16 protein-coding genes are annotated in these 25,282 nt (G+C 71.5%); 8 read left to right on the top strand and 8 right to left on the bottom strand.

From position 1 onward, the window contains the following. Nucleotides 1-208: 208 nt before the first annotated feature. Together ACIP82_RS06805 and ACIP82_RS06800 are read right to left on the bottom strand one after the other, a co-directional pair. On the bottom strand, nt 209-2,776 hold the full coding sequence (locus ACIP82_RS06805) for an FtsX-like permease family protein (RefSeq protein WP_363606275.1): 2,568 nt from the start codon (nt 2,774-2,776) through the stop codon (nt 209-211). Between the two features lie 3 nt (nt 2,777-2,779). Next, a complete protein-coding gene (locus ACIP82_RS06800) occupies nt 2,780-3,589 on the bottom strand; it encodes an ABC transporter ATP-binding protein (protein WP_363606276.1) in 810 nt (269 codons plus the stop codon). A 259-nt stretch (nt 3,590-3,848) separates the two neighbouring features. Here ACIP82_RS06800 and ACIP82_RS06795 point away from each other — a divergent pair, with 259 nt between their 5' ends. Together ACIP82_RS06795 and ACIP82_RS06790 are read left to right on the top strand one after the other, a co-directional pair. Further along, nucleotides 3,849-5,078, top strand: a complete 1,230-nt coding sequence (locus ACIP82_RS06795; RefSeq protein WP_400651618.1) for a sensor histidine kinase — start codon at nt 3,849-3,851, stop codon at nt 5,076-5,078. Then, entirely contained in the window at nt 5,066-5,710 is a 645-nt protein-coding gene (locus tag ACIP82_RS06790) for a response regulator transcription factor (RefSeq protein ID WP_363606279.1), read from the top strand. The genes ACIP82_RS06795 and ACIP82_RS06790 overlap by 13 nt, the downstream gene beginning before the upstream one ends. Before the next feature lie 356 nt (nt 5,711-6,066). Here ACIP82_RS06790 and ACIP82_RS06785 read toward each other — a convergent pair whose 3' ends face one another. After that, nucleotides 6,067-8,586, bottom strand: a complete 2,520-nt coding sequence (locus ACIP82_RS06785; RefSeq protein ID WP_400651616.1) for a DEAD/DEAH box helicase — start codon at nt 8,584-8,586, stop codon at nt 6,067-6,069. A 32-nt stretch (nt 8,587-8,618) separates the two neighbouring features. Between ACIP82_RS06785 and ACIP82_RS06780 the strand changes: the two genes are divergently transcribed. From ACIP82_RS06780 to ACIP82_RS06755, 6 genes are read left to right on the top strand one after another with little or no spacing between them, the layout of a single operon-like run. Beyond that, complete coding sequence (locus ACIP82_RS06780; protein ID WP_363606284.1) at nt 8,619-8,741, top strand: lasso RiPP family leader peptide-containing protein; 123 nt, start codon at nt 8,619-8,621, stop codon at nt 8,739-8,741. A gap of 36 nt (nt 8,742-8,777) precedes the next feature. Continuing rightward, a complete protein-coding gene (locus ACIP82_RS06775; protein ID WP_400651614.1) occupies nt 8,778-10,655 on the top strand; it encodes an asparagine synthase-related protein in 1,878 nt (625 codons plus the stop codon). Further along, entirely contained in the window at nt 10,652-10,912 is a 261-nt protein-coding gene (locus ACIP82_RS06770) for a lasso peptide biosynthesis PqqD family chaperone (RefSeq protein WP_363606287.1), read from the top strand. The genes ACIP82_RS06775 and ACIP82_RS06770 overlap by 4 nt, the downstream gene beginning before the upstream one ends. Next, nucleotides 10,909-11,367, top strand: a complete 459-nt coding sequence (locus ACIP82_RS06765) for a lasso peptide biosynthesis B2 protein (RefSeq protein ID WP_400651610.1) — start codon at nt 10,909-10,911, stop codon at nt 11,365-11,367. Before ACIP82_RS06770 ends, ACIP82_RS06765 begins: the two co-directional genes overlap by 4 nt. Continuing rightward, the gene (locus ACIP82_RS06760) at nt 11,364-12,284 is read left to right on the top strand and encodes a phytanoyl-CoA dioxygenase family protein (RefSeq protein ID WP_400651607.1); all 921 of its coding nucleotides are present in this window, start codon (nt 11,364-11,366) and stop codon (nt 12,282-12,284) included. Before ACIP82_RS06765 ends, ACIP82_RS06760 begins: the two co-directional genes overlap by 4 nt. 1 nt (nt 12,285) lies before the next feature. Continuing rightward, the gene (locus tag ACIP82_RS06755) at nt 12,286-13,446 is read left to right on the top strand and encodes a tryptophan dimethylallyltransferase family protein (RefSeq protein WP_400651606.1); all 1,161 of its coding nucleotides are present in this window, start codon (nt 12,286-12,288) and stop codon (nt 13,444-13,446) included. A 58-nt stretch (nt 13,447-13,504) separates the two neighbouring features. On the opposite strand, the gene ACIP82_RS06750 is transcribed toward ACIP82_RS06755, so the two are convergent. The 5 genes from ACIP82_RS06750 to ACIP82_RS06730 all read right to left on the bottom strand — a co-directional run bounded on the left by ACIP82_RS06750 (nt 13,505) and on the right by ACIP82_RS06730 (nt 24,938). Further along, the gene (locus ACIP82_RS06750; RefSeq protein ID WP_400651604.1) at nt 13,505-14,491 is read right to left on the bottom strand and encodes a heme A synthase; all 987 of its coding nucleotides are present in this window, start codon (nt 14,489-14,491) and stop codon (nt 13,505-13,507) included. Between the two features lie 338 nt (nt 14,492-14,829). Next, nucleotides 14,830-16,185, bottom strand: coding sequence for a GH1 family beta-glucosidase (locus ACIP82_RS06745; RefSeq protein ID WP_400651601.1), 1,356 nt, complete (start codon nt 16,183-16,185; stop codon nt 14,830-14,832). 341 nt (nt 16,186-16,526) lie between these two features. After that, entirely contained in the window at nt 16,527-16,802 is a 276-nt protein-coding gene (locus ACIP82_RS06740; RefSeq protein WP_400651598.1) for a hypothetical protein, read from the bottom strand. 489 nt (nt 16,803-17,291) lie between these two features. Further along, nucleotides 17,292-17,780: a hypothetical protein gene (locus tag ACIP82_RS06735; RefSeq protein WP_400651596.1), complete on the bottom strand. Its 489-nt coding sequence runs from the start codon at nt 17,778-17,780 to the stop codon at nt 17,292-17,294. Between the two features lie 12 nt (nt 17,781-17,792). Continuing rightward, nucleotides 17,793-24,938, bottom strand: coding sequence for a polymorphic toxin-type HINT domain-containing protein (locus ACIP82_RS06730; RefSeq protein WP_400651594.1), 7,146 nt, complete (start codon nt 24,936-24,938; stop codon nt 17,793-17,795). Between the last annotated feature and the right edge of the window lie 344 nt (nt 24,939-25,282).

Genomic DNA, 25,282 nt, shown 5'->3' with positions numbered 1-25,282 from the left:
CGGGACATTGATCCGTTCCTCTGCGCTTCGGGTGAACTGGACGACCTCAGCCTCCGGCCCGCCACTGACAACCCGCGCACAGCGCGCTGTCAGGCGCCCCGGTGCCGGTAGGGCCAGTGCGGTGTCGGCGGCGCCGAGGACGGGTGCGGAAGGTGCGGGTGATGACCGGCCCCGCGAGGCGCCGGGTGACGGGCGGAGCCGTTCGCGGCTATTCGCGCAGTCCGATGGCCTCCACCGGGCGGGCGCGCAGGGCCAGTCTGGTCGGCACCAGAACGGCCGCCGCCGCCAGCGCCGAGGTCGCCGCCACGATCGCCAGATAGAGCAGCGGCGGGATGTGCGGGACCAGGGAGCCGGTCAGGCCCAGGCTCACCGTCATCAGCGGCAGCACCGGCACCGCGCTGCCGACCACGACCGCGATGAGGATCACCATGAGAGTCTCCGTCCGCATCATCCGCATCACCTGGTCCGGGGTCGCGCCCACCAGGCGCAGCAGCGCGAACTCCCGTGTCCTGGACAGGGTGGTCATCACCAGGGTGTTGGCGACGGCCACCGCGATGTAGCCGAAGACCAGCACCAGCGGCAGGGCGTTGCCGACCAGGCCGACCGTGGCCGTCCGCTGCTGGGCCGCGGAGAGGCCGCCCTTGTCCCGGACCAGCACACCGGGGTAGCGGTCGTTGAGCCCGGTGAGCTCGTCGATCACCCGCTGCCGGTCGGCGCCCTCCTCGGCCCGGACCAGGACGGAGTCGTACATCCGGCGCGAACTGTGCTGCAGGACGGTCTGGTAGGACAGCGTGACGTCGCCGAAGCCCAGTCCACGGCGGTAGACGGCGACCACCCGCGGTTCCATCGTCTGCCCGTCGGGAAGGTGGAGCCGCACCGTGTCCCCGACGCCCGCGCCGAGGGTCCCGGCTGCCGCGCTGCTGAGCGCCACCGTGTCCGCGGACAGCCCGTCCAGGCCGCCCTCGGTCACGTCCAGGTCGACGAGCCGGTCCAGTCGGCCCGGGGTCAGCCCCTGGGCCTGGTATTTGAAGATCTCCGGGGAGTCGAGCATCCGGATGGAGGCGAACAGGTCGATCCGCACGGTGCCGGTGGCGGACTCCACTCCGTCCAGGCCCTCGATGAACCGCGGGGCGTCCACCGGCAGGCCGTCGGCCTCGCTGGTCACGGTGTAGTCGGCCACCACGCCCGCCCGGGCCTGCTCCTCGGCCGCGCCCGCCGTGGTGGTGGGAATGAACAGCTGCACCGAGGCGAAGCCGATCGCCAGGATCAGCGGGCCGATGCCGGCGGCCAGCCGGCGGGCGTTCGCCCGGGTGTTGGCGACGGCCAGGCGCCCCAGCCGGCCGAACCACCACTGGAACGGCGCGGCCAGCAGCCGGGTCGCCCGGGCGACCACCGGCGGGGCCAGCATGAGGATCGCGATCACCATGACCAGCCCGCCGCTGGCCGCGCCGGCCGCCGCGAAGACACTGCCGAAGAACAGCGGCAGCAGCGCCGCACCGAGGCCGAGGACGAACAGCAGCACCCCGAAGAGGACCCGGGCCCGGCCGAGGCCGGGCTGCTCGGTCCGGGCCGCGCTCAACGCCTCCACCGGCCGGACCGACACCACCCGGCGGGCCACCGCGAACGCCGCCACCTGCGCGGCGATCACCCCGATGACGACCGCCGCGACCATCGGCAGCGGGCCGTAGGAGAACTCGAAGTCCTCGGGCACCACACCGATGACGGAGAGCGCGCCGCGCAGCACCTCCGCGGCCGCCGCACCGGGGATGCAGCCCAGCACCGACGCCACCAGTGAGACGACCAGTGTCTCGCCCGAGATCATCTTGTGGATCTGCTTGGGTGTGGCGCCGACCACGCGCAACAGCGCCAGCTCGCGCCGCCGTTGGTGGACACCCAGCGCCAGGGTGCTGCCCACCACCACCATGGTGATGAGGATGACGATGCCGCCGAGCGCGCCCGCCAGCTCCCTCAGACTGCCCCGGGCCGTGGCCACGTCCGGGTTCTCCACGCTGCTGCGCCCGTCGCCGGTGCGGACGTCGGTCCGCGTGCCCTTGAGCGCCGCCCCGACCCGGTCGGCGAGCCTGCCGGTGTCCGTGCCCTTCGCCGCCAGCACCCCGATCGCGCTGACCTGGTCGGTGCGGCCGAACAACAGGCGGGCCTCGTCGTCGGTGAAGAAGACCGGCGGGGTGCGCAGCGCCCCGCCACCGCCCGTGTAGGTCACGATGCCGACGACCTTGTACGGGCTCGCGGCGCGGGTGGAGGCGATCCGGACGCTGTCGCCCGCCTTCACCCCCGCCCGGTCGGCGACGGACTTCTCCAGCACCACCTCGCCGGCCCGCCGGGGCTCCTGACCGCTGCGCTCGAACGGGCCGAGCCCGACCCCGCCCCAGTTCGTCCCGATCGAGCGCCGGTCACCGGCCCCTCTGACCAGCTCCCCTTTCCCGTCGACGAGTTGCGCGGGGAAGTCGAGAACGCCGACGGCCCGGCCGACGCCCTCGGTGCGCGCCACCGTGCCGACCAGGTCGGCGGGGACGCCCACCGCGTCGGTGAGCGCCTTGGTCTTGCTCTTCTTCCCCTCGTGCACCGTGAAGGACCTCTCACCGCCGACCACCACCGGTGCGCCCGCGTACCGCTGGACCGGCACCCCCGACCCGATGCCGGACTGCAGAATGACGCCGAAGGCCGTGATGAGCACCGACGCGCCGAACAGCGCGACGAAGGCCCCGACGAATCCGGCCCTACGCTCCTTGACGGTCTGTACGACGAGCCTGAACACGCCTCACCACTCCCCCAGTCCGGTCATCCGCTCGGCGACCCGCTCAGGAGTGGGCCGCGTCATCTCCTCCGCGTGACTCCCGTCCCTGAGGAACACCACCCGGTGCGCGTAGGAGGCGGCGACCGGGTCGTGGGTCACCATGACCACCGTCTGCCCGAGGTCGTCGACGACCTCGCGCAGGAGCCGCAGCACCTGCTGCGCGGTGCGTGTGTCCAGCGCCCCGGTCGGCTCGTCCGCGAACACCACCTCCGGCCGCGCCGCCAGCGCACGGGCGATGGCCACCCGCTGCTGCTGGCCGCCGGAGAGCTCGGCGGGCCGGTGGTTCATCCGGTCCGCGAGCCCCACCCGCGTCACCAGCTGGTGCATCCACTGGTGGTCCGGCCGACGCCCGGCGAGCATCAGCGGCAGGGTGATGTTGTCGGCCACGGTCAGCGCCGACATCAGGTTGTACGCCTGGAAGACGAAACCGACCCGCTCCCGGCGCATCATGGTCAGCTCCACCTCGCCCAGGGTCGACAGGTCGGTTCCGCCCAGCACCACCGAGCCGGCGTCCGGGCGGTCCAGCCCGGCGGCACAGTGCAGGAAGGTGCTCTTGCCCGACCCGGACGGGCCCATCACCGCGGTGAACGAGCCCCGGGCGAAGGCGAGGGACAGGTCACGCAGCGCGTGCACGGCCCCGGCGCCCCTGCCGTACGTCTTGCGGACCCCGTCGAGGCGCACCACCCAGCGCGGGTCCGGAGCGGCGACGCCGTCCGGCCGGGGCTGCGCCGCGTCCTCCCGTGCGGGCGCGTCCGGGAGCCCCTCCGTCCGCATTCCGCGTTCCCTTCCGCCCACTTCCGGCCCTCCATCGCTCGTACGCACAACCCGACGTTCACGACGGTAGGTTCACGATGGAACGGGGACCAGGGCGTGCACTGGAGACCCGATGGTGCAGAAAACTGCCACCCGCGGTTGGACCACGCACGGTGGTAGGGTGATCGAAATGTCGACTCGGAGGGTCTGAAAAGCCGTGCGAGCGCCCTGGGTTGCCGCGCTACGACGGTTACGGCCCGAGCAGTGGATCCGCCGGACGGTGATCCGTTTCCCGCCCACCGCGGGCTATCTCCTGATCTGCCTCGGCACCGGGCTGGCCGGGGTGGCGGTGGCCTACCTGATGGTCGCGGTCCTCGCACTCTGCCTGGTGGGGACGGGCTTCCCGCTGCTGCCCGGAGCGCTGCGGGTGGTGCGCCGGTTCGCGGAGTTCCACCGCGGCCGGGTCGGGCGTCTGCTGGGAGCCGGGGTGCGCACCCCCTACCGCGACCTGGAGCCCGGTGCGGCCGCGCCCCGGAGGCCGTCCCTGCGCGATCCGGCGGTCCGCAAGGACCTGCTCTGGCTGATCACCCACAGCGTCGCCGGGACGGCCCTGTGCGCCGTCGCCCTGACCGTGTGCGGCCATGCGGTCAACTGGCTCACCGCGCCGGTCTGGTGGAAGCTCGCGCCGAGCGAGCGCGACGCGATCATCCTGCTGAACGTCGACTCGTGGCCGAAGGCCGTCGCCGCGGCGTTCGTCGGCGTCGGCTACGCCGTGGTGGCGATGGCCGCGGTGCGGCTGCTGGCCGGCGCGCACGCCCGGGCGTCCCGGTGGCTGCTGACCGCCCGCCCGCGGGTCGCGCTCGCGCAGCGCGTCCGCGAACTGGCGGTGACCCGGACGGAGGCGCTGGACGCGCACGACGCCGAACTGCGCCGGATCGAGCGGGACCTGCACGACGGGGCCCAGGCCGCCATCGTGGCCGTCTCACTGCGCCTGGGCATGATCAAGCGGGCGCTCGGCCAACGCCCCGAGCAGGTCCCGGAGATGGTGGACGCGACCCAGCTGATCGCCGAGCAGGCCCTGGAGTCCCTGCGCCACCTGGTCCGCGGGATCTATCCGCCCGTGCTCGCCGACCGCGGGCTGAACGACGCGGTGCGGGCGCTCACCGCCCACTGCGCGGTCCCCGCCAGGATCGACATCGACGAGACGGCCGGCCCGCCGCCGCGTGCTCCGGCCGCCGCCGAGGCCGCCGCCTACTTCGTGATCTCCGAGGCGCTCACCAACGTCGCCAAGCACAGCGGCGCGCGGAGCGCGCTGGTGCGGCTCCGGGTCACCGCCGACGCGATCGCGATCAGGGTGGAGGACGACGGCAGGGGCGGCGCCACGGAGGGCGCGGGGAGCGGGCTTCCCGGACTCAGGCGGCGGGTCGCCGCCTTCGACGGGACCACCGAGCTGTTCAGCCCGCCCGGGGGCCCGACCGTAGTGAAGGTGGAAATTCCATGCGGATCCTGATCGCCGAAGACAACGCCCTGCTCCGTGAGGGGCTGGTCCTGCTGCTGGGCAGCGAGGGACACGAGGTGTGCGCCACCGTCGAGAACGGTGACGACCTGCTGCCCGCGCTGCTCGAACACCGCCCGGACGTCGCCGTGGTGGACGTCCGGCTGCCGCCCACCTTCCGGGACGAGGGGCTGCGGGCCGTGGTCGAGGCCCGCCGGCAACTGCCCACGCTCCCCGTCCTGGTGCTCTCGCAGTACGTCGAGCGGGCGTACGCGACGGAGCTGCTCGCCCAGAACGCCGCCGGCGTCGGCTACCTGCTGAAGGACCGGGTGGGGCGCGCCGAGGAGTTCCTCCAGGCGCTGCAACGGGTCGCCGACGGCGGCACGGCGATGGACCCCGAGGTCATCTCGCAGCTGATGGTCCGGCGGGTCGGGGCCGATCCGCTGTCCGCGCTGACCCAACGCGAGCGCGAGGTCCTGGCGCTGATGGCGGAGGGCCGCAACAACGGCACCATCGCGGAGCTGCTGTTCATCACGGAGAGTTCGGTGAACAAGCACATCGGGAACATCTTCGCCAAGCTGAACATGCCGACGCCGGAGAGCGGCCACCGCCGGGTGCTCGCCGTGCTGACCTACCTCCGGGCCTGAGCCGGCGCCGGGCCTGAGCCGCCGCCGGGCGGACCGGGGCGCGGCGCCGGGTGCCTGCCGGTCGGAGGTGCAGAGAACTGCACCTCCGACCGGAAGCAGGCCCCCGTGAAATCCCCCGCGCCCGGCTCCAGAATGAAGTCGTCGAAGGCGGAACCAGCGCCAGGACAACGGACACACGCAGCCGCCGGATCCCACGGGAGCCGGGAAGGACGTCGGCCGCGGTCCCTCCCCGTACCAGTTCGAGTCAGGAGCAGTCATGTCAGATTCAGCCGGCTGGAAGCCCCCGAAGGAACGTCCGATGTGGCCCTGGGTCGTCCTCGCGGTGGTCGCCGTCGGCGTCCTGGTCAACGTGCTCCTCACGATCTGACGGGCGGGCCGTCGCCAGGGCAGGAAACCTCCGCGCTCCCGGCCGGCCGGGCGAGGCGCAGCTGTTCCTCCTCCACGATCAGCGCCGCCAGCGACTGCTCCGAGATGTCGACCGCTTCAGGAGTCGATTCGGCCACGTCACTCCGGCGCGCGTATTCGTCGAACAACCGGCTCTTCGCGCGAAGAATCTCCACCATCCGCTGGTCGACGCTGTCCGTGGCCAACAGCCGGTGCACCCGCACTCGCCGCACCTGGCCCATGCGGTGAGCCCTGGCTATCGCCTGGCTCTCCATGGTGGGCTTCACCTGCGGTTCGCAGAGAATGACAACCGAGGCCGCTTGGATGTTCAGTCCCACACCTCCGGCCTGGATCTGGCTCAGCAGCACCGCATGACCCTGCACAGCGGCGAACTCGTCCACCACGTCCTGCCGTCGAACCGCGTCCAGGCCGCCGTCGACCGGGCCGAACGCACGCTGTCCCAGGGCCTCCTGGACAACCGTCAGAACATCTCGGAAGAACGAGAAGACAACGACCTTCCATCCGTTGTCCGCGGCCTCCTCGACAACTTCCATCAGCCGCTGCAGCTTCGCGGACCTCTCCGGGTCCGCGTACGCGGCACGGCGCATGGCCATGAAGTTCCCCTCGGCGACGGCCAGCCGGTAGGCGGCGAGATCGGATGCCGTCAACTCCTCCCATTCGTCGACATGAACGACGTCGGGAAGCTCGGTGAGAACGTCCTGCTGATTACGGCGGAGGTAGGCCGGGGCGACTGCCTTGCGAAACGACGTCGGCCCTGCGGCGGCCGAACCGCTGTGGATCCGGGGCAGCAGATCAGGCTGCAGATAGTGGACGAGGTTCCGGAACTCCTCCACCCGGTTCTCCATCGGGGTGCCGGTGAGGAACAGGACGCGGTCGACGCGGCCGGTCCACTCGGCCACCGCCTGAGAACGCTTGGCGCCGTGGTTCTTGACGTAGTGGGCCTCGTCCACCACGACCATGCCGACCGGGACCTCCTCCGGAACCTCCAGCCGGCGGAGTCCATCGAACGTCAGGACGGCGACGCCGCCGTTTCCGAGCCATTCGGCGCGCGCCGCCTCCCTCTCCTGGCCATGGAACCGGAACGCCCTCAGCGTGCTGCGTGACTCGATCTCCCTGACCCAGTTGACGAGGACGCTGGCCGGGCAGACGACGAGGAAGTGTGTGCTCCCGTGCGCTCGAAGATGCGCGAGCACGGCAATCGCCTGAACGGTCTTCCCGAGGCCCATCTCATCACCGATGATCACCCGCTTCTGCGCGAGGGCGAAGCGGGCACCGAACTCCTGGTAGCCGCGGAGCGAGACCTTGCACCGCGTGTCGTTCAGTGGCTCGGCCCGGACCCGGTCCGACAGATTCTCCGGAAGGAAGCCCTCGGAGGCGGTGACCCCGTCGGGGCCGAATCCGGCGGTCTCGGCGAGGACACTGTAGAACTCGGCCGAGCGGACTTCGAAGTCCGCCCATGCCTCGATGTCCGTGACCAGGGGGCGGAGAAGGTCCACGGACGCCTGGGCGAAGAGCACGGCCGTCCCTTCGCCCTCCATCTCCGCGACGAGGGCGTCGAGTTGATCGACCGCGGCGAGCGCCTGCTGTCTGCGCTGCCGCCCGGCGAACAGGCCTCTGACAACGCCCCGGGCCGGCTGGGCGGCGGACATCAGGGCGGCGACCTCACCGACGACACGCTCCGCGGTGTCCCTGGCCCGTCTCGCATCGGGCCCGGCGGCGACCAGCCGTTGGAGCGCGATGACCAGTGCGGTGCCGGCCGGATCCTGGTGGTCGATGTCCAGCCGGATGGCCACGGTCCGCTCGGCGGCCCGGGCGATCTGCCCCGCGGCGGCAATGGCCTGGGCGGCAGTCTGGGCCCCGACTCCGGGGAGCAGTTGAAGCGTGTAGGGCGTGGCGTCCACAACCTGCCGCACGGTCCTGAGCCCGGCGGCCTCCAACGCGGCGACGCGCAGCCGCCCCTCGGTCACATCCTTCAGCCGGGCCAGGGGGATGGCGTCCAGCTCGTCCCGGACCAGCCGGCCCCTCAGGCCGGCGGCGGCCTGGCACACCTGCTCGACAGCACTCCGGTGATCGCCGATGACCGCGCGAGCGACCGCGTGGAGCCGTTCGCCGTCCGCGAGGACGACCTTGGGCTTCCGGACGGTCCGTTGCCTCTCTCCCACTGACGGCTCCTGTCCCGACTCGACCGTGCGGCGCCCTCTCCGGGCATCCCCATGATTCCATCCGGGCGCCGGGTCGCCGGCCCGGCCCGGAGCCTGGCGGAAGTGACAGGCCACGCCCCGGATGTGCACACCCCATGCATGCCCTGCGAACGTTCCCGCCCGATTCCGGTCGGAATTCGCGCATGTACCGCCCGGCCATGTCCGCTGCTTTACCATCGCCCAGCCGTCCGGAAGTGCCGCGTCCACAAACAGAAGGACGGATGGGAACTGTTCGCACTCTTGCCGACGCAACTGAACCGTGATTAGCATCGAGGCAAGTTTTCCGGAGGAGGTGAATATCAATGAAGGAGATCGAGGAGACGGAGTACGAGGCTCCCGCGCTGCTGCCGGTCGGTGAATTCAACGAGGTGACCACCTGGTACGGCTGGGCGAGCAACGACGGTGAGGGCGTGGCGATCATCTGATCCCGCCCCGACAGCACGCTGGTGAACGGAGGGGTTGTGGGCAGCACGTCCTGGTTCGTGGCTTTCCCGGGGAAAGCCGAAGGCCCGGCGCCCAGGATCCCGGTGCCGGCCGACGGCGTGCGGGTGGTGCACCACCCGTCGGGGCGTCCGTGGATCGTCGCGGATGCCTCACACGCCCGGCTGGTGGTCGCCGGCACGGGTGCCAGGCGCCTCGCGCTGTTCGGCGAGTTCGACGCCGACGCCGGGCGCCTGGCACGGCTGCTCGACCGGCACGACGACGTGCCCGGCCTGCTGGCCGCGGCGCACCGCGTCCCGGGCAGCTTCCACCTGATCTGCGCCGACGGCGATGCGCTCTGGGTCCAGGGCAGCGCCTCCGGGCTGCGGCAGGTCTGCTACGCCCGCCACCCCGAGGGCGGCTACGCGGCGGCCGACTCGGTGGAGCCGCTGATCGACTGGAGCGGGGGCGCCCCGCGGCCGGAGATGGTCGCCTGGGGGCTGGTCCACCCCGGCTTCGACTACGGCCTGACCGACGGCACCCACTGGACCGGTGTGCACCGGCTGCCCGCCGACCACCGGCTGCGCCTGACCGGCGACCGCGCCGACACCCGGCCCTGGTGGCGGCCCCCGACCGACGGGCTCCCGCTCGCCGAAGGGGCACCACTGCTGCGCGCCGCGCTGGAGGAGGCGGTGGCGGTCCGGGTGCGCACCGCGGCCGGCCTCTCCGCGGATCTCTCCGGCGGCATGGACTCCACCTCGCTCTGCTACCTGCTGGCCGGCCAGGACGCGTCGTTCCGGTCGTTCGTCGAGCAGACCGTCGACCCCAACCACGACGACGCCCGCTGGGCCGCCCTCGCGGCGCGCGAGATCGGCCGGGAGCTGACCGTGCTGGGGCCGGAGGACGTACCGGGCCCGTACGACGGCATCTGGGACGGCGACACCGGCCTGGTCACCGAGGTGCCCTACGGCCTGGGCGAGCCGTACACGCTGATCCGCAACCGCACCCGTAAGACCGCCATGTCCCGGCTGTTCGCCGCCACCGGTGCGACGGTGCACATCGGCGGCTTCGGCGGCGACGAGCTGTTCACCGTCGCCCCCTCCTACTTCAGCGACCTCTACCGGACCGCGCCGGTGGCGGCGGTGCGCGGGATCCGCCCGCTCGCCCGGCTCCGCCGGTGGACGCTGCCGCAGGTGGTCAGGTCGCTGGCCGACCGGCGGACGTACGCCGCGTGGTTCACCCAGGAGCTGAGCACCCTGCACCTGCCGCGCCCGGCCACGGACGGGCCGACCGTCGGCTGGGGGCCGGCCCTGCACCTGCCGCCCTGGGCCACCGCGCACGCCGCCGAGGCGATCCGGGAGATCGCCCGCGAACGGTCCGGCGAGATCCGCCCGCAGGCCGGGGACCGGGCCTCCCACACCGCGGTGGCCGGGCAGCGGATCGGCGGCCAGCGGCTCGGGCCGCTGCGGGACCTGATGGAGCGCTCCGGGGTGCTGCTGTCGTTGCCCTACATGGACGACCACGTGCTGGAGGCCGCGCTGGCCGTCCCGCGCGGCGAGTCGCTCCCGGGCCGGGGCTACAAGCCGCTGCTCAAGGCCGCCATGGGGCCGACCGGGAGCGGGGCGCTCTCCCGCTCGACCAAGGGCGAGTTCAGCATGTCGGTCTACCGCGGCCTGCAGCGCAACCGGCGGGCGCTGCTCGCCATGGTCGAGGAGCCGCTGCTGGCCGAGCACGGCCTGGTGGACCCGGACGCGCTGCGGGCGAGCATCCGGGACACCATGCGCCCCCAGCACGAGACGGCGGCGCTGGAGCTGACGCTCGGCGCCGAGGCCTGGCTGCGCACGGTGGCCGGGCGGACGACCCCGACACCGAGGGAACCGGGAGGAATTCTGGTGAACAGCTATCCGGTGGCGCCGTGACGCCGCGCGTGGTGCCACACGTCACCCTGGTCCGGGAGAGCGAGGCGGCGGTGCTCCTCGACAAGAAATCCGGGAAGTATTTCCGGCTCAATCGGCTCGGCGCCGACGTTTTCGAGCTGTTATCCGCCGGACAATCCCCGGAAGAAATCACGGAAACCCTCCGGAAAAGGTTTCCGGCGGCCCGGGAGAGAATTCCCGAAGACGTCCTCCGGCTGGTCGAACAGCTGCGCGCGGCCCGGATCGTGGTGGACCGATGACCCTGCACATGACCCCGGAGCCACGCGCCTGGCTGCCGCCGCACCGCCGGATCGTGCCGCTGCTGGCGGTCGCCGCGAGCCGGCTGCTGGTCACCACCTCCAGCCCGGACCGGCTGGAGCGGCTGCTGCGCCGGCTGAGCGCCAACGCCCGGCCGGCCTCCTACGCCCAGGCGCTGCGGGCCCGCGAGGACGTGGTCTCGGTCAGCGGCCGCTGTGCCGGCCAGTACTGCCTGGAGCGGTCGGTGGCCGCCGCCCTGCTGGTGCGGGCACGCGGCGGCTGGGCGGACTGGGTCTCCGGGGTGAACCTCGCGCCGTTCGCGGCGCACGCCTGGATCGAGGTCGACGGGGATCCGGTGGGCGAGCCGCTGCGGTTGGACGGGTTCCACAAGAACATCCAGGTCTCCCGCCCGCCTGACCGGGCCGGGCGGGCGGCCACGGCGGACGGAGAGGCATGACGATGGGCACCCTGGACACCGCGGCGATCGCCAAGGAGATCGCCGCCAACGGCTACGCGCTGGTACCGGACTTCGTGACCGGGCAGGCCCTGACCGACGCGGTCGCGGCGATGGAGACCTACTTCCCGGACCCGGAGGACGGCCGGACCACCGCCGAGGAGGTCGCCGCGCTCAAGCACGCGGTGCCGTTCCCGTTCTCCGCCAACGCGCTCAACCGGCTCTCCCTCGACCCGCGCGTGATCGAAGTCGCCGAACACCTGCTGGGCGACCCCGACCTGCGGCTCACCAGCTCGTTCATCCAGGCCAAGTACGGCACGGCGTACGGGCCTTCGATCGACCAGACGCTGCACAACGACGCCTGGGCCGCCAGCAGCCTGCTGCCGCCGCGCGCCGACGGCGTCTACCAGCGGCTGTTCGGCATCGTCTACCTGACCGACGTCACGGTGGACACCGGGCCGACCTACGTGGTCGCGCGGGCCGAGCAGCTCGGTGTGCCGCTGCTCACCGCGACCGGCAAGGCCTCCTACGAGAAGGAGACCTACCCCGAGCTGTACGAGCGGCAGCGCCCGATCGAGGCGAAGCGCGGCTCGGTGCTGCTCTTCGTCGGTGACATCGTCCACCGCGGCGCCGGCTACCAGGGCACGCACGGCCGGCGGCTCGCGCTCTTCTTCAACATCCACGCGGCGGTGGCCCGTTGGACCGACAAGCACCTGTGGTCGATGCGGCCAGCCTCGCCGGGCTGGGACACCTTCCGGGAGTTCATGGTCGAGCTCTCGCCGCGCCAACGGCACCTGCTCGGCTTCCCCCCGCCCGGGGACGGCTACTGGACGGAGCAGTCGCTGGAGCGGGTGGCGGAGCTGTACCCGGGTATCGACACCGCCCCGTACGTGCCGGCCGAGCTCCGCGCGGGCCGCTGAGATGACCACCGACCTCGGCGACCCCGGCACCCGCCCCACTCCCCCGGCCGCTCTCCCGGCCACCGGACCGGAGCGGCGGGCCGCGACGGACGGCTTCGCGGAGCGCGCCGCCCGCGGGCTCCGCTGGCTGGGCGAGGCGCTGGCCCTGGGCCCGGGCTTCGGGACGGCCGTGGACGCCGCCGTGCCGCTGCTGTTCGACGGCTGGGGGCACCGGGACTCGCGCGGCTCCGACCCCGCCGATCCGGCCGCGCGGGTGGCACCGTTCGAGTACTCGCTGGTGCTCGGCGACGGCGAGCCCGAGCTGCGGATCTTCCTGCGCCCGCTGCCCCCGGCCGGGAACACCACGGCGCTCGGCAGCTGGGAGCAGGGCTGGCGGATCCTCGCCGAGCTGGAGCGGCAGAACGTGGCCACGACGGGCCGGGCGGCGGTGCTGCGCGACCTCTTCCGCCCGGTCAGCCGGAAGGCCTCGTTCGGGCTCTGCCTGGCCGCCACGGTCCGGCCCGACGGGCTCTCGGGGGTCAAGGTCTACCTGGACACCCTCGCCCGGGGCCTGGCCCGCAACCGGGAACTGGTCGGCTCCGCGCTGGAGCGGCTGGGCCACGGCGAGGCCTGGCGGTGGCTGCGCGCGCACGACCCGGCGAGCATCGAGGTGCCGATGCCGGCGGTGTTCTCGCTGGACCTGGTGGATTCGCCGGCGGCGCGCGCGAAGTTCTACACCACCGTCACCGAGCGGTCGGCCGGTGAGCTGGAGGAGCGGATGGCCCGGCTCTCCGCGACCGCCCGGCAGAGCACCGCCGCGTTGCTGGACGCCCTCCCGGCCGCCGGGCCGCAGGCGCTGGCGGCGCCGGGGGTGCGGCCGACGCTCTGCTGGAGCCTGACCGCGCGGCATCCCGGGCGTCCCGAGGACGCCACCCTGTACCTGCCGTTCAACCACTACACCCCGCACGCGGCGCCGACGCTGGCCCGGCTCGGCGGGCTGCTCGCACCGGCGGTGCGGGGGCGGGTCGAGGCGCTGGTCGCGCGCTGTGCGGCCGCCGCGCCCGAGGGCGCCGCAGCCAACCCGTTCCACTGGGCGGCGGCCAAACTGGACCGGGCCGACGGCGAGCTGACGCTCTATCTGGCCGCCGACCGGGTCGACGCCGCGGCCCGCGCGGAACGCTGAACCCCCGCGGCACCCGGCGCCGCGGGGGTCCGGGCGGGAGCAGTGCGAGCGATGGCCCTCAGGCCGAGTGCTCCGGAGCCCGAACGGCCGGCGCCGGGAGCACCGGCTCCGGCCCGGGCGCTGCGAGCAGCCGGGCCGGGCGGGCCGCGAGCAGAACCCGGAGCGCACCCACCCAGACCAGGGCGGCACCGAGCAGGTGCAGGATCACCGCCGCCTCGGGCAGGCCGGTCAGCGACTGCACCACGCCGATCAGGCCCTGGGCCAGCACCACCAGCAGGAAGACCGCCGTCCGGCGGCGCGCGGCGGCGCCGGACGTGTCCCGGGGCAGCGCCGCGAACAGCACCGCCGCCAGCACCAGCACCACCGCCGCGAGCAGGCCGTGGACCACGGTGACCGTCGTCCAGTCCAGGCCGATCCGGGGCACGTCGGAGGAGTCGCCGGCGTGCGGGCCGGTGCCGCTGGTGACCGTACCGACCACCACCATCACGGCGGTGACCGCCACCAGGGCCGTCGCCAGGCCCCGGGCGCGCTCGGACGGCGCGGCCCCGGCGGGCCCGCCGCGCGCGTCGTCCAGCGTCGCGTCCCAGGTGACCGCGGCCGCGGTGAGCAGCAGCATCGCGGCCAGGAAGTGCGCCGCGACGATGTACGGGCTGAGCTTCAGCCAGACGGTGACGCCGCCGACCACCGCGTTCAGCACCACGATCCAGAACTGCGCCCAGCCGGCCCGGAGCACCCGCGGCACGGGGGTGCGCTGCAGCCGGGCGGCGATGATCACCCAGCCGACCACCACGCAGAGCACGCCGGTGAGCATCCGGTTGGAGAACTCGATCGCGCCGTGCAGCCCCATCTCGGAGGTCGGCGCGAGCGTGCTGTCGGTGCACATCGGCCAGTCGGGGCAGCCGAGGCCGGAGCCGGTGACCCGGACGACGCCGCCGGTCATGATGATCCCGATCGCCGCCACCACCGAGGTCACGGCCGCCGCCCGGACGCTCCGCGGTCCGAGCGTGTAGCGTCCTGCCAACCAGGACAAGGGGGTTCGCGCCATCGGGGCCATCCTCGATCGAGTCGTCGTTCGGTGGGCCCAGCCTACGACGGCCTTACGGATCGGTGGTCAAGGCCCTCCGAAGCGTCACGACGAGCACGATCCGCCGGGCACCCGCCCCGCTGTCCGCCGCGGAGCAACGCCTCCGCCGGCCCGGCCGTCCGCGGGAGGCGCGGGCGGCCGGGGCTGGGGCGCGCTCAACGGAGGATCAACCTTGATGCTCGTGCACCGCGTTGGCGCCCTGGTTCTTCTTCCACGACTTCAGCTCCGGCAGTGCGCCCGCCTTGACTCTCGGCCACACCATGAATCAAGTCGACTAATTCCCAAATGAGTTGATAAGGTCACCCGACCCCCTGCCCCGCGAACCGCTTCCGGTGCGCGGCGATCAGGTCGCGGTACCAGGCGTACGAGGCCTTCGGCGTGCGCACCTGCGTCGCGAAGTCGACGTGGACCAGACCGAAGCGCTGACTGAACAGTCCCTCCGCCCATTCGAAGTTGTCGAGGAGGGACCAGGTGTAATAGCCGCGGATGTCGATGCCCTCGGCGGCGGCGCGGGCGAGGGCGTCGAGGTGGGCGGCCATGAAGTCGATGCGGGGCTGGTCGGGGACGGTCTCCTCGGCGACGGAGCAGCCGTTCTCGGTGATGGTGACGGGCGGGAGGGCCTTGCCGTACAACTCGCGGAGGTTGAGCAGGAGTTGAGTGAGAGCCTCGGGGACGACGGGCCATCCGAAGGCGGTGTGGGGGACGTCGGGGATGTCGACCAGGTCGAAGGGCAGGCCGGGTTCGGTGGGGGCGGCGACGCGGGTGGGGTTGTAGAAGTTGAGGCCGAGGCCGTCGAGGCCGGGGGTGTGGATGAGGTCGAGGTCGCCGGGGCGGACGGCGCCGAAGATGTCGTCGGGGACGCCGAGGGCGGAGAGGTCGGGGTAGCGGCCGAGGAGGACGGGGTCGGTGAACAGGCGGTTGTGGAGGGCGTCGTAGGCCGCCGCGGCGGCCAGGTCGGCGGAGTCCGAGGAGGCCGGCTCGACCGGGGTGAGGTTGTTGGAGAGCATCGCCTCCAGACCTCGGTCGTGGAGCAAGGACGCGGCCAGGCCGTGGCCGAGGAGCTGGTGGTGGGCGGCCGGGAGGGCCTCGAACATCAGGGTGCGGCCGGGGGCGTGGGTGCCGAGGGCGTAGCCGTACACGGTGTGGACGAAGGGCTCGTTGAGGGTGATCCAGGCGGGGACGCGGTCGCCGAGGCGGTCGGCGACGACGGTGGCGTACTCGGCGAAGCGGTACGCGGTGTCGCGGTTCAGCCAGCCGCCCCGGTCCTCCAGGCCCTGCGGGAGGTCCCAGTGGAAGAGGGTGGGCAGCGGGGTGATGCCGGCCTCCAGCAGCGCGTCCACGAGCCGGTCGTAGAAGGCGAGGCCGGCCGGGTTGACGGCGCCCGCGCCGGTGGGCAGGACGCGGGGCCAGGAGACGGAGAAGCGGTAGCCGTCCAGCCCGAGGCCCTTCATCAGGGCGATGTCCTCGGGGTACCGGTGGTAGTGGTCGCAGGCCACCGCCCCTGTGTGCCCGTCCCGTACGGCCCCGGGGCGGGCGGCGAAGACATCCCAGACGGACGGGCCGCGGCCGTCCTCGTCCACCGCCCCTTCGATCTGGTAGGCGGCGGTGGCGGCACCCCAGCGGAACCCCGCCGGCAGGTCGAGACGATCCGGCATGACAGCCTCCTAACTAATGCGAGGATGACTCATGTTACTGACGTCACGCTGGAACACCAGAATGAGGTCGACGCCCCGAGATCGCGGACCTCAACGACCGCCGAACCCACTTGCCCCTCAGCAGTCGAAAATGGGTGCACACATCACCATTCTGTCTGATTCACGCAGATCTGGGTTCATCTCATCCACCCGCCATGACACCTGATTCCACCTCATGGCACCGGTTCCGTGAGAGGCGCGCGAGAGGACCGTGAGCCGCAGTGAGCTCCCTCACCGCGGCTCAGCGGTGCACCGACTCACCGCGAAGAGCTGTGGAACCATGGCATCTCTGCCCCTCGGAGTCAAAGAACGTGCTTGTTGCAGTGGCCCAGAAAAAGGCCGCTTTCCGAGAAGCCGCAGTGGAGCACGGCTGAAGCCCGTGGGGTGACGCGTCGGATGCGGCGACTTGCTGCGTCGCATTCGATCGCCAGGATGCGGCCGTTGACATTCTCCGAGGCCAGACGCCCCAACTGGTCGTAGCGGTGGGCCAGCTCAACACCCGGGGCGACCGCACTGGCGAGGCGGCCCATCCGATCGTAGCTGTAGGTGATGCGTTGCCCGGCAACGTCCTTGGCCACGAGCCCAGGACGCCATACGTGTAGCCGATGCTCTGGGCACTGGCGACACACAGCCACCACCGATCCGCCCGACGCCGCCGCCATCCCCTCTTCCCCATCACTCACGCCTGAAGCCGAACATGACAGAACGCCGCCCCTGGGTGCTTCAGGTCTCGCAGGCCCGCCCGGTGCTCGGCCCGGCCGAACTGGCCGCGCTGGATGGCCTGTTGCCGACCGCGCGGCCTTCCGCACCGGCCTCGCCCTCCTCCTCGACGGCGTCTCGGCGGCCCCGTCGGACGCGGCGCCGTAACGCAGCCGGCCCCACCGGATACCGCTCCGGTGGGGCTCCTCGGCGACCGGCCACGTCGGCACCACGTCGAGCGGCCTTCCGGAGGCTTTGCCGCCACAACGGCCTGGGCGCCCCTCCGAAGGGTTTCGGAGGGGCGCCACCCCGTCGGCAGCGTCCGACGGCGTCACCTGGGATGCCGGTTCAGCAGGCGGCGCTCCGACTCACAGAGATTCCGAAAGCCAGAGCAAGAAGTCTTCGCCCACCTCCCGAATGTCCTGGTCATCGCTCATTTCGGCCTGCCCGACCAGCCGGTGAAGTGCCGGCCGGTCATTCAGATGCCGGAACAGCTCGGCCAGCCTTCGATAGTCGTCTGCGTCCGCCGTCCGCAGACGCGCGTCGACGATTTGCCGGACAGCCGATATAACGACGTCCGTCTGCCCACTCGCGATCACCCGCCTCGCGGCAAGTGCCCATCCAGGTGAAACCGCGTTGTCGATCAGCTGATCAAGCAACACGGGAACATCTTCCGGCAACACCTCGAGGAACGAGAGGGCTGCGCCTCGCTCCCAGTTGGACCCCTGCAAGGCAGCTGCCAGGACGTCACGACGCGACTCGGCGTTCCGGTAGAAGTCGGCCCGGACATCGGCGGCCCGCCTTTCGGCTGCCACGACTGCCGTCCACAGGTCTTGATCAGACTTCCGAGCGTCCACGGGTCTCCTAGGTCAGGGAAGCTTGACGCCGATGTTCTGCCAATTCATGCTCTTGATCAGTCCATCGAATTCCTCGAACGTCATGCTCCTCGTCGGATAGATAGTAGAGTGCCCCATCGGCATGGGTCCACCGACTCCAGCGCCGTCCGCAATGATGCCGAGGCCATCGGGCAGCGGAGCATTCGGTGCCCGAACCTGGCCGCTCAGGTTGGCTGCGCGAAGGTTTTCAACGGAGTCGAAGACCGACAGCCCACTCACATTCAGCGCCTCCAAACTGGCAGCCGAAGGGCCGTGAACGAATCCTTCAGGATCGACGTCAATATCCCTCCCCGAACGGACGCGTGGGCCACCGGCGATAAGGCAGTCTGGTCCTGCGTTGTGGACGAGGACTGGCGTGTTACCTGCCAGTACATAGTACGTGTGGTGGTCATCGACCGTGAGGTTGAAGCGGTCGGCGACACCGGGTTCCGGGTCGAGACTCGCGACGACCGCCGTCGATCCGTCGGGCGTGGACAGGTGGTGGCCGGGCTCGAGCTTGCCGGCCGGCACCCAGGCGCCGGCCGTGTCGTCCCAGAAGGGGTGATTCGCCGTCGTGCGGAGAACGGCCTGATTCCCGTGCGCGTCCGAGACCGTGACGTCGAGGAGGTCCTTGTCGTGGTTGATCCACAGTGCGCGGACCGTGTCACTTCCGGCTGGTGCTCCGGTTTCCCCATCACCGGTCCGGACTTCATCGCCCGGCCCGACGCTCGCGATGTCCTTGGTGCTTCCGTCGCCGAGCAGGACCTGGGTGTCCGGGGAGAAGCTGCACCCGGCGCCGCCGAAGCCCTCCCCGAGCTTTCCGCCGGCGTACCCCATGGCGGCACCGGCGACCGCGCTCAGGATCATCTTCTGCGTGTCTTTGCAGTCCTCGACGCATTGGGCGGCCATGCCCGATGCCGCGCCCACCATCGCGAGGCAGCCCGCGCCCCATGTCTCGGGGCAGAGTGCCGCCCCCACCAGGCCGACGATCATGCCCGCGAGCTGGCCCTTGGCGGCGTCCCACAGTTCCTCGAGGGTGAGATCGCCGAGCACCATGTGCCTGGCCCGCTCCTCGATCGCCTGGTACGCGGGTGTTCCCGGGACGTTCCAGGTCTTCGGGCTCTCCTCCATGATCATATGGACCGCTTCCTTGAAGTTGTCCAGACGCTTCTTCGGAACCTTGCTCAGTACGTCGGCCGACACCGAGCCCTTGGGAGCCGGGGTCGGGGGCTTGGTCACCACTCCGTGGTGGATGTATCCGCTACCGGGGTCACTGGGGTCGATCGGCCCCTCGGTGACGACCCGCAGCGGGTTGTCCGGCCCGGTGCCGGTCCCGCCGATCGGAGTGCCGATGCCGCACTGGTCAGCACGGCACAGGCCGCTCGGGTCACTGCTGTTGACCGGATCGTTGCCGGAGTAGGCGTAGGCGTTCCACTGCTGGGGGGAGTTGGGGTCGATGACCGGGTCGGGGTTGAGGAACCGGCCGGTGCCGGGCTGGTACTCCCGGGCACCGAGGTTGGTGAGGCCGGTGGCGTCGTCCTTGGTGCCGCCGACGAAGCCTCGCGAGCCGGCCCAGGTGGTGGGCTGGTTGCCGCGGGGCTTTCCGAAGGGATCGCTCAGCCGCCGGGTCTCGGCCAGCGTGGCGCCGTCGAGGGCGAGGACGCCGGTGCCGTGGTGGTCGGCGATCTGGTAGGTCGACTTCCCGCCCTGGCGGACCAAGGTGGTGCCACCTGGAATCGGGTAGTAGCGGACACCCGTGACCGCGTTGGCGGAGCCGACGGTCGTGTCGTAGACCAGTTCGTCGTTGCCGAGCGTGATGGTGATCCTGCCCGGGTCCCGGCGGATGAGCTGGTTGCCCGAGGCGTCGTAGAGATAGGTGGTCGGTCCCGCGCTCCCGGCCTTCTGGTAGGAGGTGAGCTCGTCCTCGCCGTCCCAGGTGAGGGCCGTGGTACCGGACACGTCGGTGATGGACGTGGTGTTGCCGGTCGCGTCGTACTGGAGGCTGGCCGAGCTGGTCCCGCTCGGGGAGGTGGTGGTGGAGGACACCAGGGCGTGGGGGCCCCCGGCGCCGCCGCCGGCATTGACCGTCCCGGGGACCGGGAAGGTCTGGTTGACCGTGGTGTCCTTGGTGCTGTCACCGGACGGGTCGTGCTGGACGAGCTGCTTGCGGTTGCCGGTGAGGTCGTAGCCGTAGCTCTGCCAGTACGGGGCCGGGCCGCCGACCGTGGTCCTCGCCGGCACCTGGACGCCGCTGGTCGGCGTGGCGTTGGCGCACGAGCCGATGCCTCCGACCGCGGGCTGCGCGGCCTGGGTGAGCGCGCCGGTGTCCGACCACGCGGTGGTCAGCCGGCCGAGGTAGTCGTAGCCGAAGCACTGCAGGTCGGTGGAGGACGGGGTGTTGTCCGGGACGTTCCGGATCGCCGTGATCTGCCCGGCGGTGTTGTAGGCGTAGGTGAGCTGCTGGACGGCTCCGGTGGCGGCGGTCTGCTTGTCGACGAACTGGGAGAGCTGACGGCCGGTCGACTCGTCGTAGGTGTTGGTGACGACGATCTGGGTGCCCCACGGGTTCGCGGTGGAGCGGATGTTGCGGCCGTAGGCGTCCCAGTCCGAGGACAGGTCGTAGGTGGAACCGCCGAAGGCGCCGTAGGTGCTCAGCGGGCCGTTGGCGTCGTAGGTGTAGGTGATGGTCTCCTCGGCGATGTCGCCGACGGCCGAGCGCTTGTCGGCGGTCAGCGCGCCGGTGATCGGGTCGTAGACCGCCTGGTAGGTGTAGGTGAACGGGGTGGCACCCTGGCCGATCTCGGTGCCCGGGATCGTGGTGGTGCTCTTGGTCGGGTGGTAGGCGGTGTCGTACGCCAGCACGGAGCTGGTGTACGCGATGCCCGACGCCCCGTTCACATAGCGGGTCGAGGTGGCGGGCTTGCCCTTGAGGACGGTGTCGTAGGTGAAACCGGTCAGCTGGTGGTCCGTCGTGACCGATCCCGAGTAGGTGCCGATCAGGCGGCCAAGCAAATCGTAGGTGTAGGAGGTGGTCTTGTTGCGCGCGTCCGTGACGGAGGCCAGCCGGTTGTCGGCGTCGTAGGTCTTGGTCGTGGTGCCCACGTCCGGGTCCGAGACGGTGGTCTCCCGGCCGCGCTGGTCGTAGCCGTGGGTCCAGGTGTTGCCCGCGGCGTCCTTCTGCGTTGCCAGGTGGCCGTCGGCCGTGTAGGTGTAGGAGGTCACGTCCGCGTCGGCCGGGTTCCCGGTGGCGGTGGCGGTCCGGTACTGCCAGAACTGGGCCTTGTGACCGCGCGCGTCGGTGACGGTCGAGGTCGGCGTACCGCCCGCGGGTGGCGTGACGTCCGTCCGGTCGGCGCCGGGGTAGGCGCTGGTCACCGTGGACTGGACCACGCCGTAGGCGATGAACTGCTTGCTCACCGGACGGCCCAGACCGTCGTAGACCGCGTAGGCCTGCGCCGGAACCTCCTGTGTGGTGGTCAGGTACGGTGTGGTGCCGGGCGCGGCCTTGTCGTTGTACCAGGGGCTGTTCGCCCGGGTGACCCGTCCCTGGGAGTCGTACACCGTGTCGCTGATCAGCCGCCCCTTGTAGGCGGAGAGCGCCGGCGTCGCCTGGGACTGGACGATCCGTCCCTCGCCGTCCATGATGTCGATCTTGACAGCGTAGGAGCCGTTCGCGAGCAGGTCGGAGGTAGTCACCGTCGGAGGCACGGCCTTGCCGTTGACCACACCCGGGAGCGTGTAGGCGAATGTCCTGTTGGCGCTCGCCTTGGTGTCCCGGCCCGGCAGCCACACGCTGGTCAACCGGCCGAGCGCGTCATAGGCCTCGGTGGTCGTCCGGCCGTTGGGATCCGTCACCGTCAGCGGCAGCGATCGCGCGCTGTCGTAGGTGGTGGTGGTGACCCGGCCCGTGGCCGCGTCGCTCGAGCCGGCCGGCGCCGGGCTGGTCACGGTGACCCGGTTGGGCAGTTCACCGGCGTTGGCCGCGGAGTAGGCGGTGGTGACGGTCGCGCCGTTGAGGTGTGCGCCGTCGGTGGCGTTGGGGTCCGTCGTACCCGTGATGCGTCCGTAGCCGTCGTACGTCGCGTTGGCCGAGGTGAACTGCGGGGCCCCGGCCGAGTCGAAGTGGTCGAGGGTCAGCGTGCCCGTCGCGTCGTGCGCCGTGCCGAGCTCCTTGAAAGCCCGGCCGTCGTACAGGGTCCGCTTCCACGAGACGGTGTTGGCCGCCGTGGGCGTCGCGGTGCAGGCGTTCGCGCCAGAGACGGCCACCGACTCGGCGACCACCTCCATGACCTGCAGGTCCGACCCGGCGGCGTAGTCGGTGCGGGTGCAGAGGTCCGGCAGGCCGTCGACGCTCTCGGCCGAGGTGCTGACCCGGTTCCCGTGCGCGGAGTCGGTCTTCGTGGTGGTCGTGGCGGTCCGCCAGGTTCCGTCGGCCTTGAGCGACTTGGCGGTGCTCGTGGTGGTCGTGGCCGCGTACCGGGCCAGGAGCGCGGGCAGGTCCGGGCCCTGGCTGTGGGTGGCGGTGGTGACCGGTCCTCCGCTGTAGGAGGTCACCGTGTAGCCGACGACGGTCGCACCGGCGTCCGCACTGGTGTAGGTGTCGTCCTCCCGGTCCTGGCCGGAGAGCCAGTCGGCGTCGGTGGCCCCTCCGCCCATCGGACCGGCCACCTGGACGCTGCGGCTGGTGCCGTTCGCCAGCCGGTCGCCGTCCATGCCCTGGTAGAAGGTGGTCGACTTCTTCGACTGCGGCCCGTCGTTGCCGCTGCCGGAGACCTGGGTGACGGAGGCGTAGCCGCGGAACTGGTCCCAGGTGCGGACCTTGTCGTCGGTCAGCGCCGAGTCGTTGTGGCGCCAGGCGGCCTTGCCGTAGCTGTAGTTGGTCACCATCGACACCGAGCCCGGGGTGCCCGGGTTCAGCGTGATGCTGGTGACCGGGTACTTCAGGAACCAGTCGTCCACCGAGGTCGCCCCCACCCGGGAGCCCGGCGGGTACCACTTCACGTTGTAGCAGGACCGCGTGTCGCTGTCGGCGGAGGCCGGCATGACGTTGTTGACCCGCGAGCAGCCGGCGTCGGCGTAGGTGACGCCGATGGTGCTGCCGGTCTCAGTGGTGATCATCTGGATGCGCGGCCGGTTGTAGGCCGGCGGCGCGGGCACCAGGTTCGTGCCGTCCACCCGGTTGGGCAGCAGCATCGCGGTGAAGGACACCGCCGGGAGCGTGACCGGGCCGCCGGAGGCCTGGCTGTCCTGGCCGGTGCGCTGGATCGAGGCGAGCCACGGGACCTGGGTGTTCTCGGTGGCGTTCTGCACGTTGACGAACGTGTGGGTGAGCGCGTACGAGTCGACGGTCCGGTAGGTGCCGTTGACCCGGACCTGGGCGGCGACGGACGCCAGCCACTTGGTGCTCCAGAACGTCGGCCCGTACTTGGTGCACGTGCCGGTCGCGTCGCACTGCTGGTCCAGCGGGACGTCCGGCCAGTTCGCCGCGTTCGCCGAGGTGCGCTGCGCCGGGGAGCAGGCCGCGTCGGAGGTGACGCACCGCTCGGTGGAGTTGAAGACGACCTTCACGGCGGGGTTGTAGGCGCCATTGCCGTTCAGCTGGTCCGACAGCAGCTGGCCGTAGCCGATCGTGGCGGGCACGCCGGCACGGGTGTAGGCGGTCCTGGTGCCGTTGCCGTTGTTCTGGCCGCCGCCGCGGGCGTAGTAGTTCGTCTCGGGCGTGTAGGTATAGGTGGTCAGGTTGCCGTGCGGGTCCACGACGAAGTCGAGGTTCCAGCGCCACGCGGCCTGGCACCACGACCCCTGGCCCTTGGCCGGGTCGTAGCACGGGTCACCGCTCTTGGGCGAGTACACCGGCACGGTCCAGGCCGAACCGCTCTCCGCGCCCAGCGTGGTCGGGTTGCCGTTCACGTCCGGTAGGTGGTTCAGGCCGAAGTAGTAGACGATGCCGCTGGTGTCGGTGACCTTGAGGTAGGAGCCGTTCCAGGTGCCGTTCGTCGCACCGGTCAGGAACTGCACCTTGGTGCCGTCGTCGCCCTTGATCCGCCAGGTGCAGCCGGACTGTTCCATCGCGGCGGGGGCCCCGGACGGGCAGGAGGAGTCGTCCGGCACCAGCTGTCCCGAGTGGTTGCCCAGCGAGAGGACCAGGTTCGCGCCCGCCCAGCACTCGTCGCCGGAGTTGGTGATGCCGTTCAGCGAGCAGGGCTTGAACGACCGCTCGACGAAGCCCTGACTGTAGTCCCAGCCGTCGCCGATCCAGGAGGCCTGGGAGTTCGTCGAGGAGGTCTTGCCGTCCACGGCGGACGAGTCGTAGGAGAGCGTCGGCTTCGGGGCCGTGCCGCCGAGCGGCGCCGGCACCTGGATCGGGTAGTCGTAGGTGAACGCGCCCGACGAGCCGCCGGCCGTCCACGCCTGCGACGGGTCCAGCGAGGTGGCCGAGTAGTCGCCCGCGCCGCTGGACGAGCCGGAGACCACGCCGACCGTGGTCGAGGTGGTGGGCGTGGTGGGTGCGTCGGTTCCGGCGAGCGGGACGTCGGCGACGAGCTTCTTCGTCGACGGGTCGTAGTGCGAGTCCAGCGGCGTCTGCTTCAAGCAGTCGGGTGCCTGGGGCGTCGTCGTCGAGCAGTTCGGCAGGAGCACCAGCTGCGCCCGTGCGGCCCAGTTCGCTCCGAACGCCCCGTCGAGGCCGGCCGCGTCGACCTCCAGGCGCACCGGCGGTGCGTCGCCGGCCCCGGGGCGGGTGAGGGTCACCGCCATGCCCGGGAGGCCGGCCGCCGCGGTGGTCCTGGCATCGGCCACGTCGACCTGGATCGTCTGGCCCGCGACGGGCGAGCCCGCCAGGGGCGCGATCGTGACCGGTAGCCCGGGAGCGCTGGAGCCGTCACCGGCCTGCGGACGCCCGTCCGCTCCCAGTGCTCGCGCCTCCGGCGCGGACCCGAGCCGTACCGAGGCGTGCCCGCTCGGGGCCCCGGCCACGCTCTTCGGAGGCGTCCAGGTCGGCGGGACCGGATGGGCCGGTTTCGGGACCGGTACGGGCGCGGCGTCCTGGCCCGCGACCGAAGCGGTCCTCGGCAGCGGCGTGTTGGGCGGGGACCATTTCCGCGAGTAGTCCGGCCCGTCCGCGGCGACCGCGAACGACACTGGGCCCAGCAGCGTCCCGAGGACCGCGACCGCGGTGACGGAGGCCAGCCGCCACGGTCTCCCCTCGCTTCCCCCGATGCGCCGATAACTCCCTGATCGTCTGAATAACACCGTCCGTACCCCCAATATCGTGATGCCTGAACCCGGAATTAAGGTCCGTATATAAATCGGCGGATTCTAGCGACCCCCACTCACGGCCGGTCAAGACATTCCGCGGAGTGACGTTTATCACAGGATGTGCAAAATCAATCATTCCCGGCAAGCCGGGCACCGGCCGTCGAATTCCGCTTGCCGTCGCCGCCGGGAACCCTCCACCGTGCTTCTGACCTGTGCCCACACAGGTC

The sequence above is a fragment of the Kitasatospora sp. NPDC088548 genome, from assembly GCF_044753005.1.
In the GTDB taxonomy this organism is placed as follows: domain Bacteria; phylum Actinomycetota; class Actinomycetes; order Streptomycetales; family Streptomycetaceae; genus Kitasatospora.
Note: the sequence above shows the minus strand (reverse complement) of the source record. Positions and strands in the feature narration are given on the sequence as shown.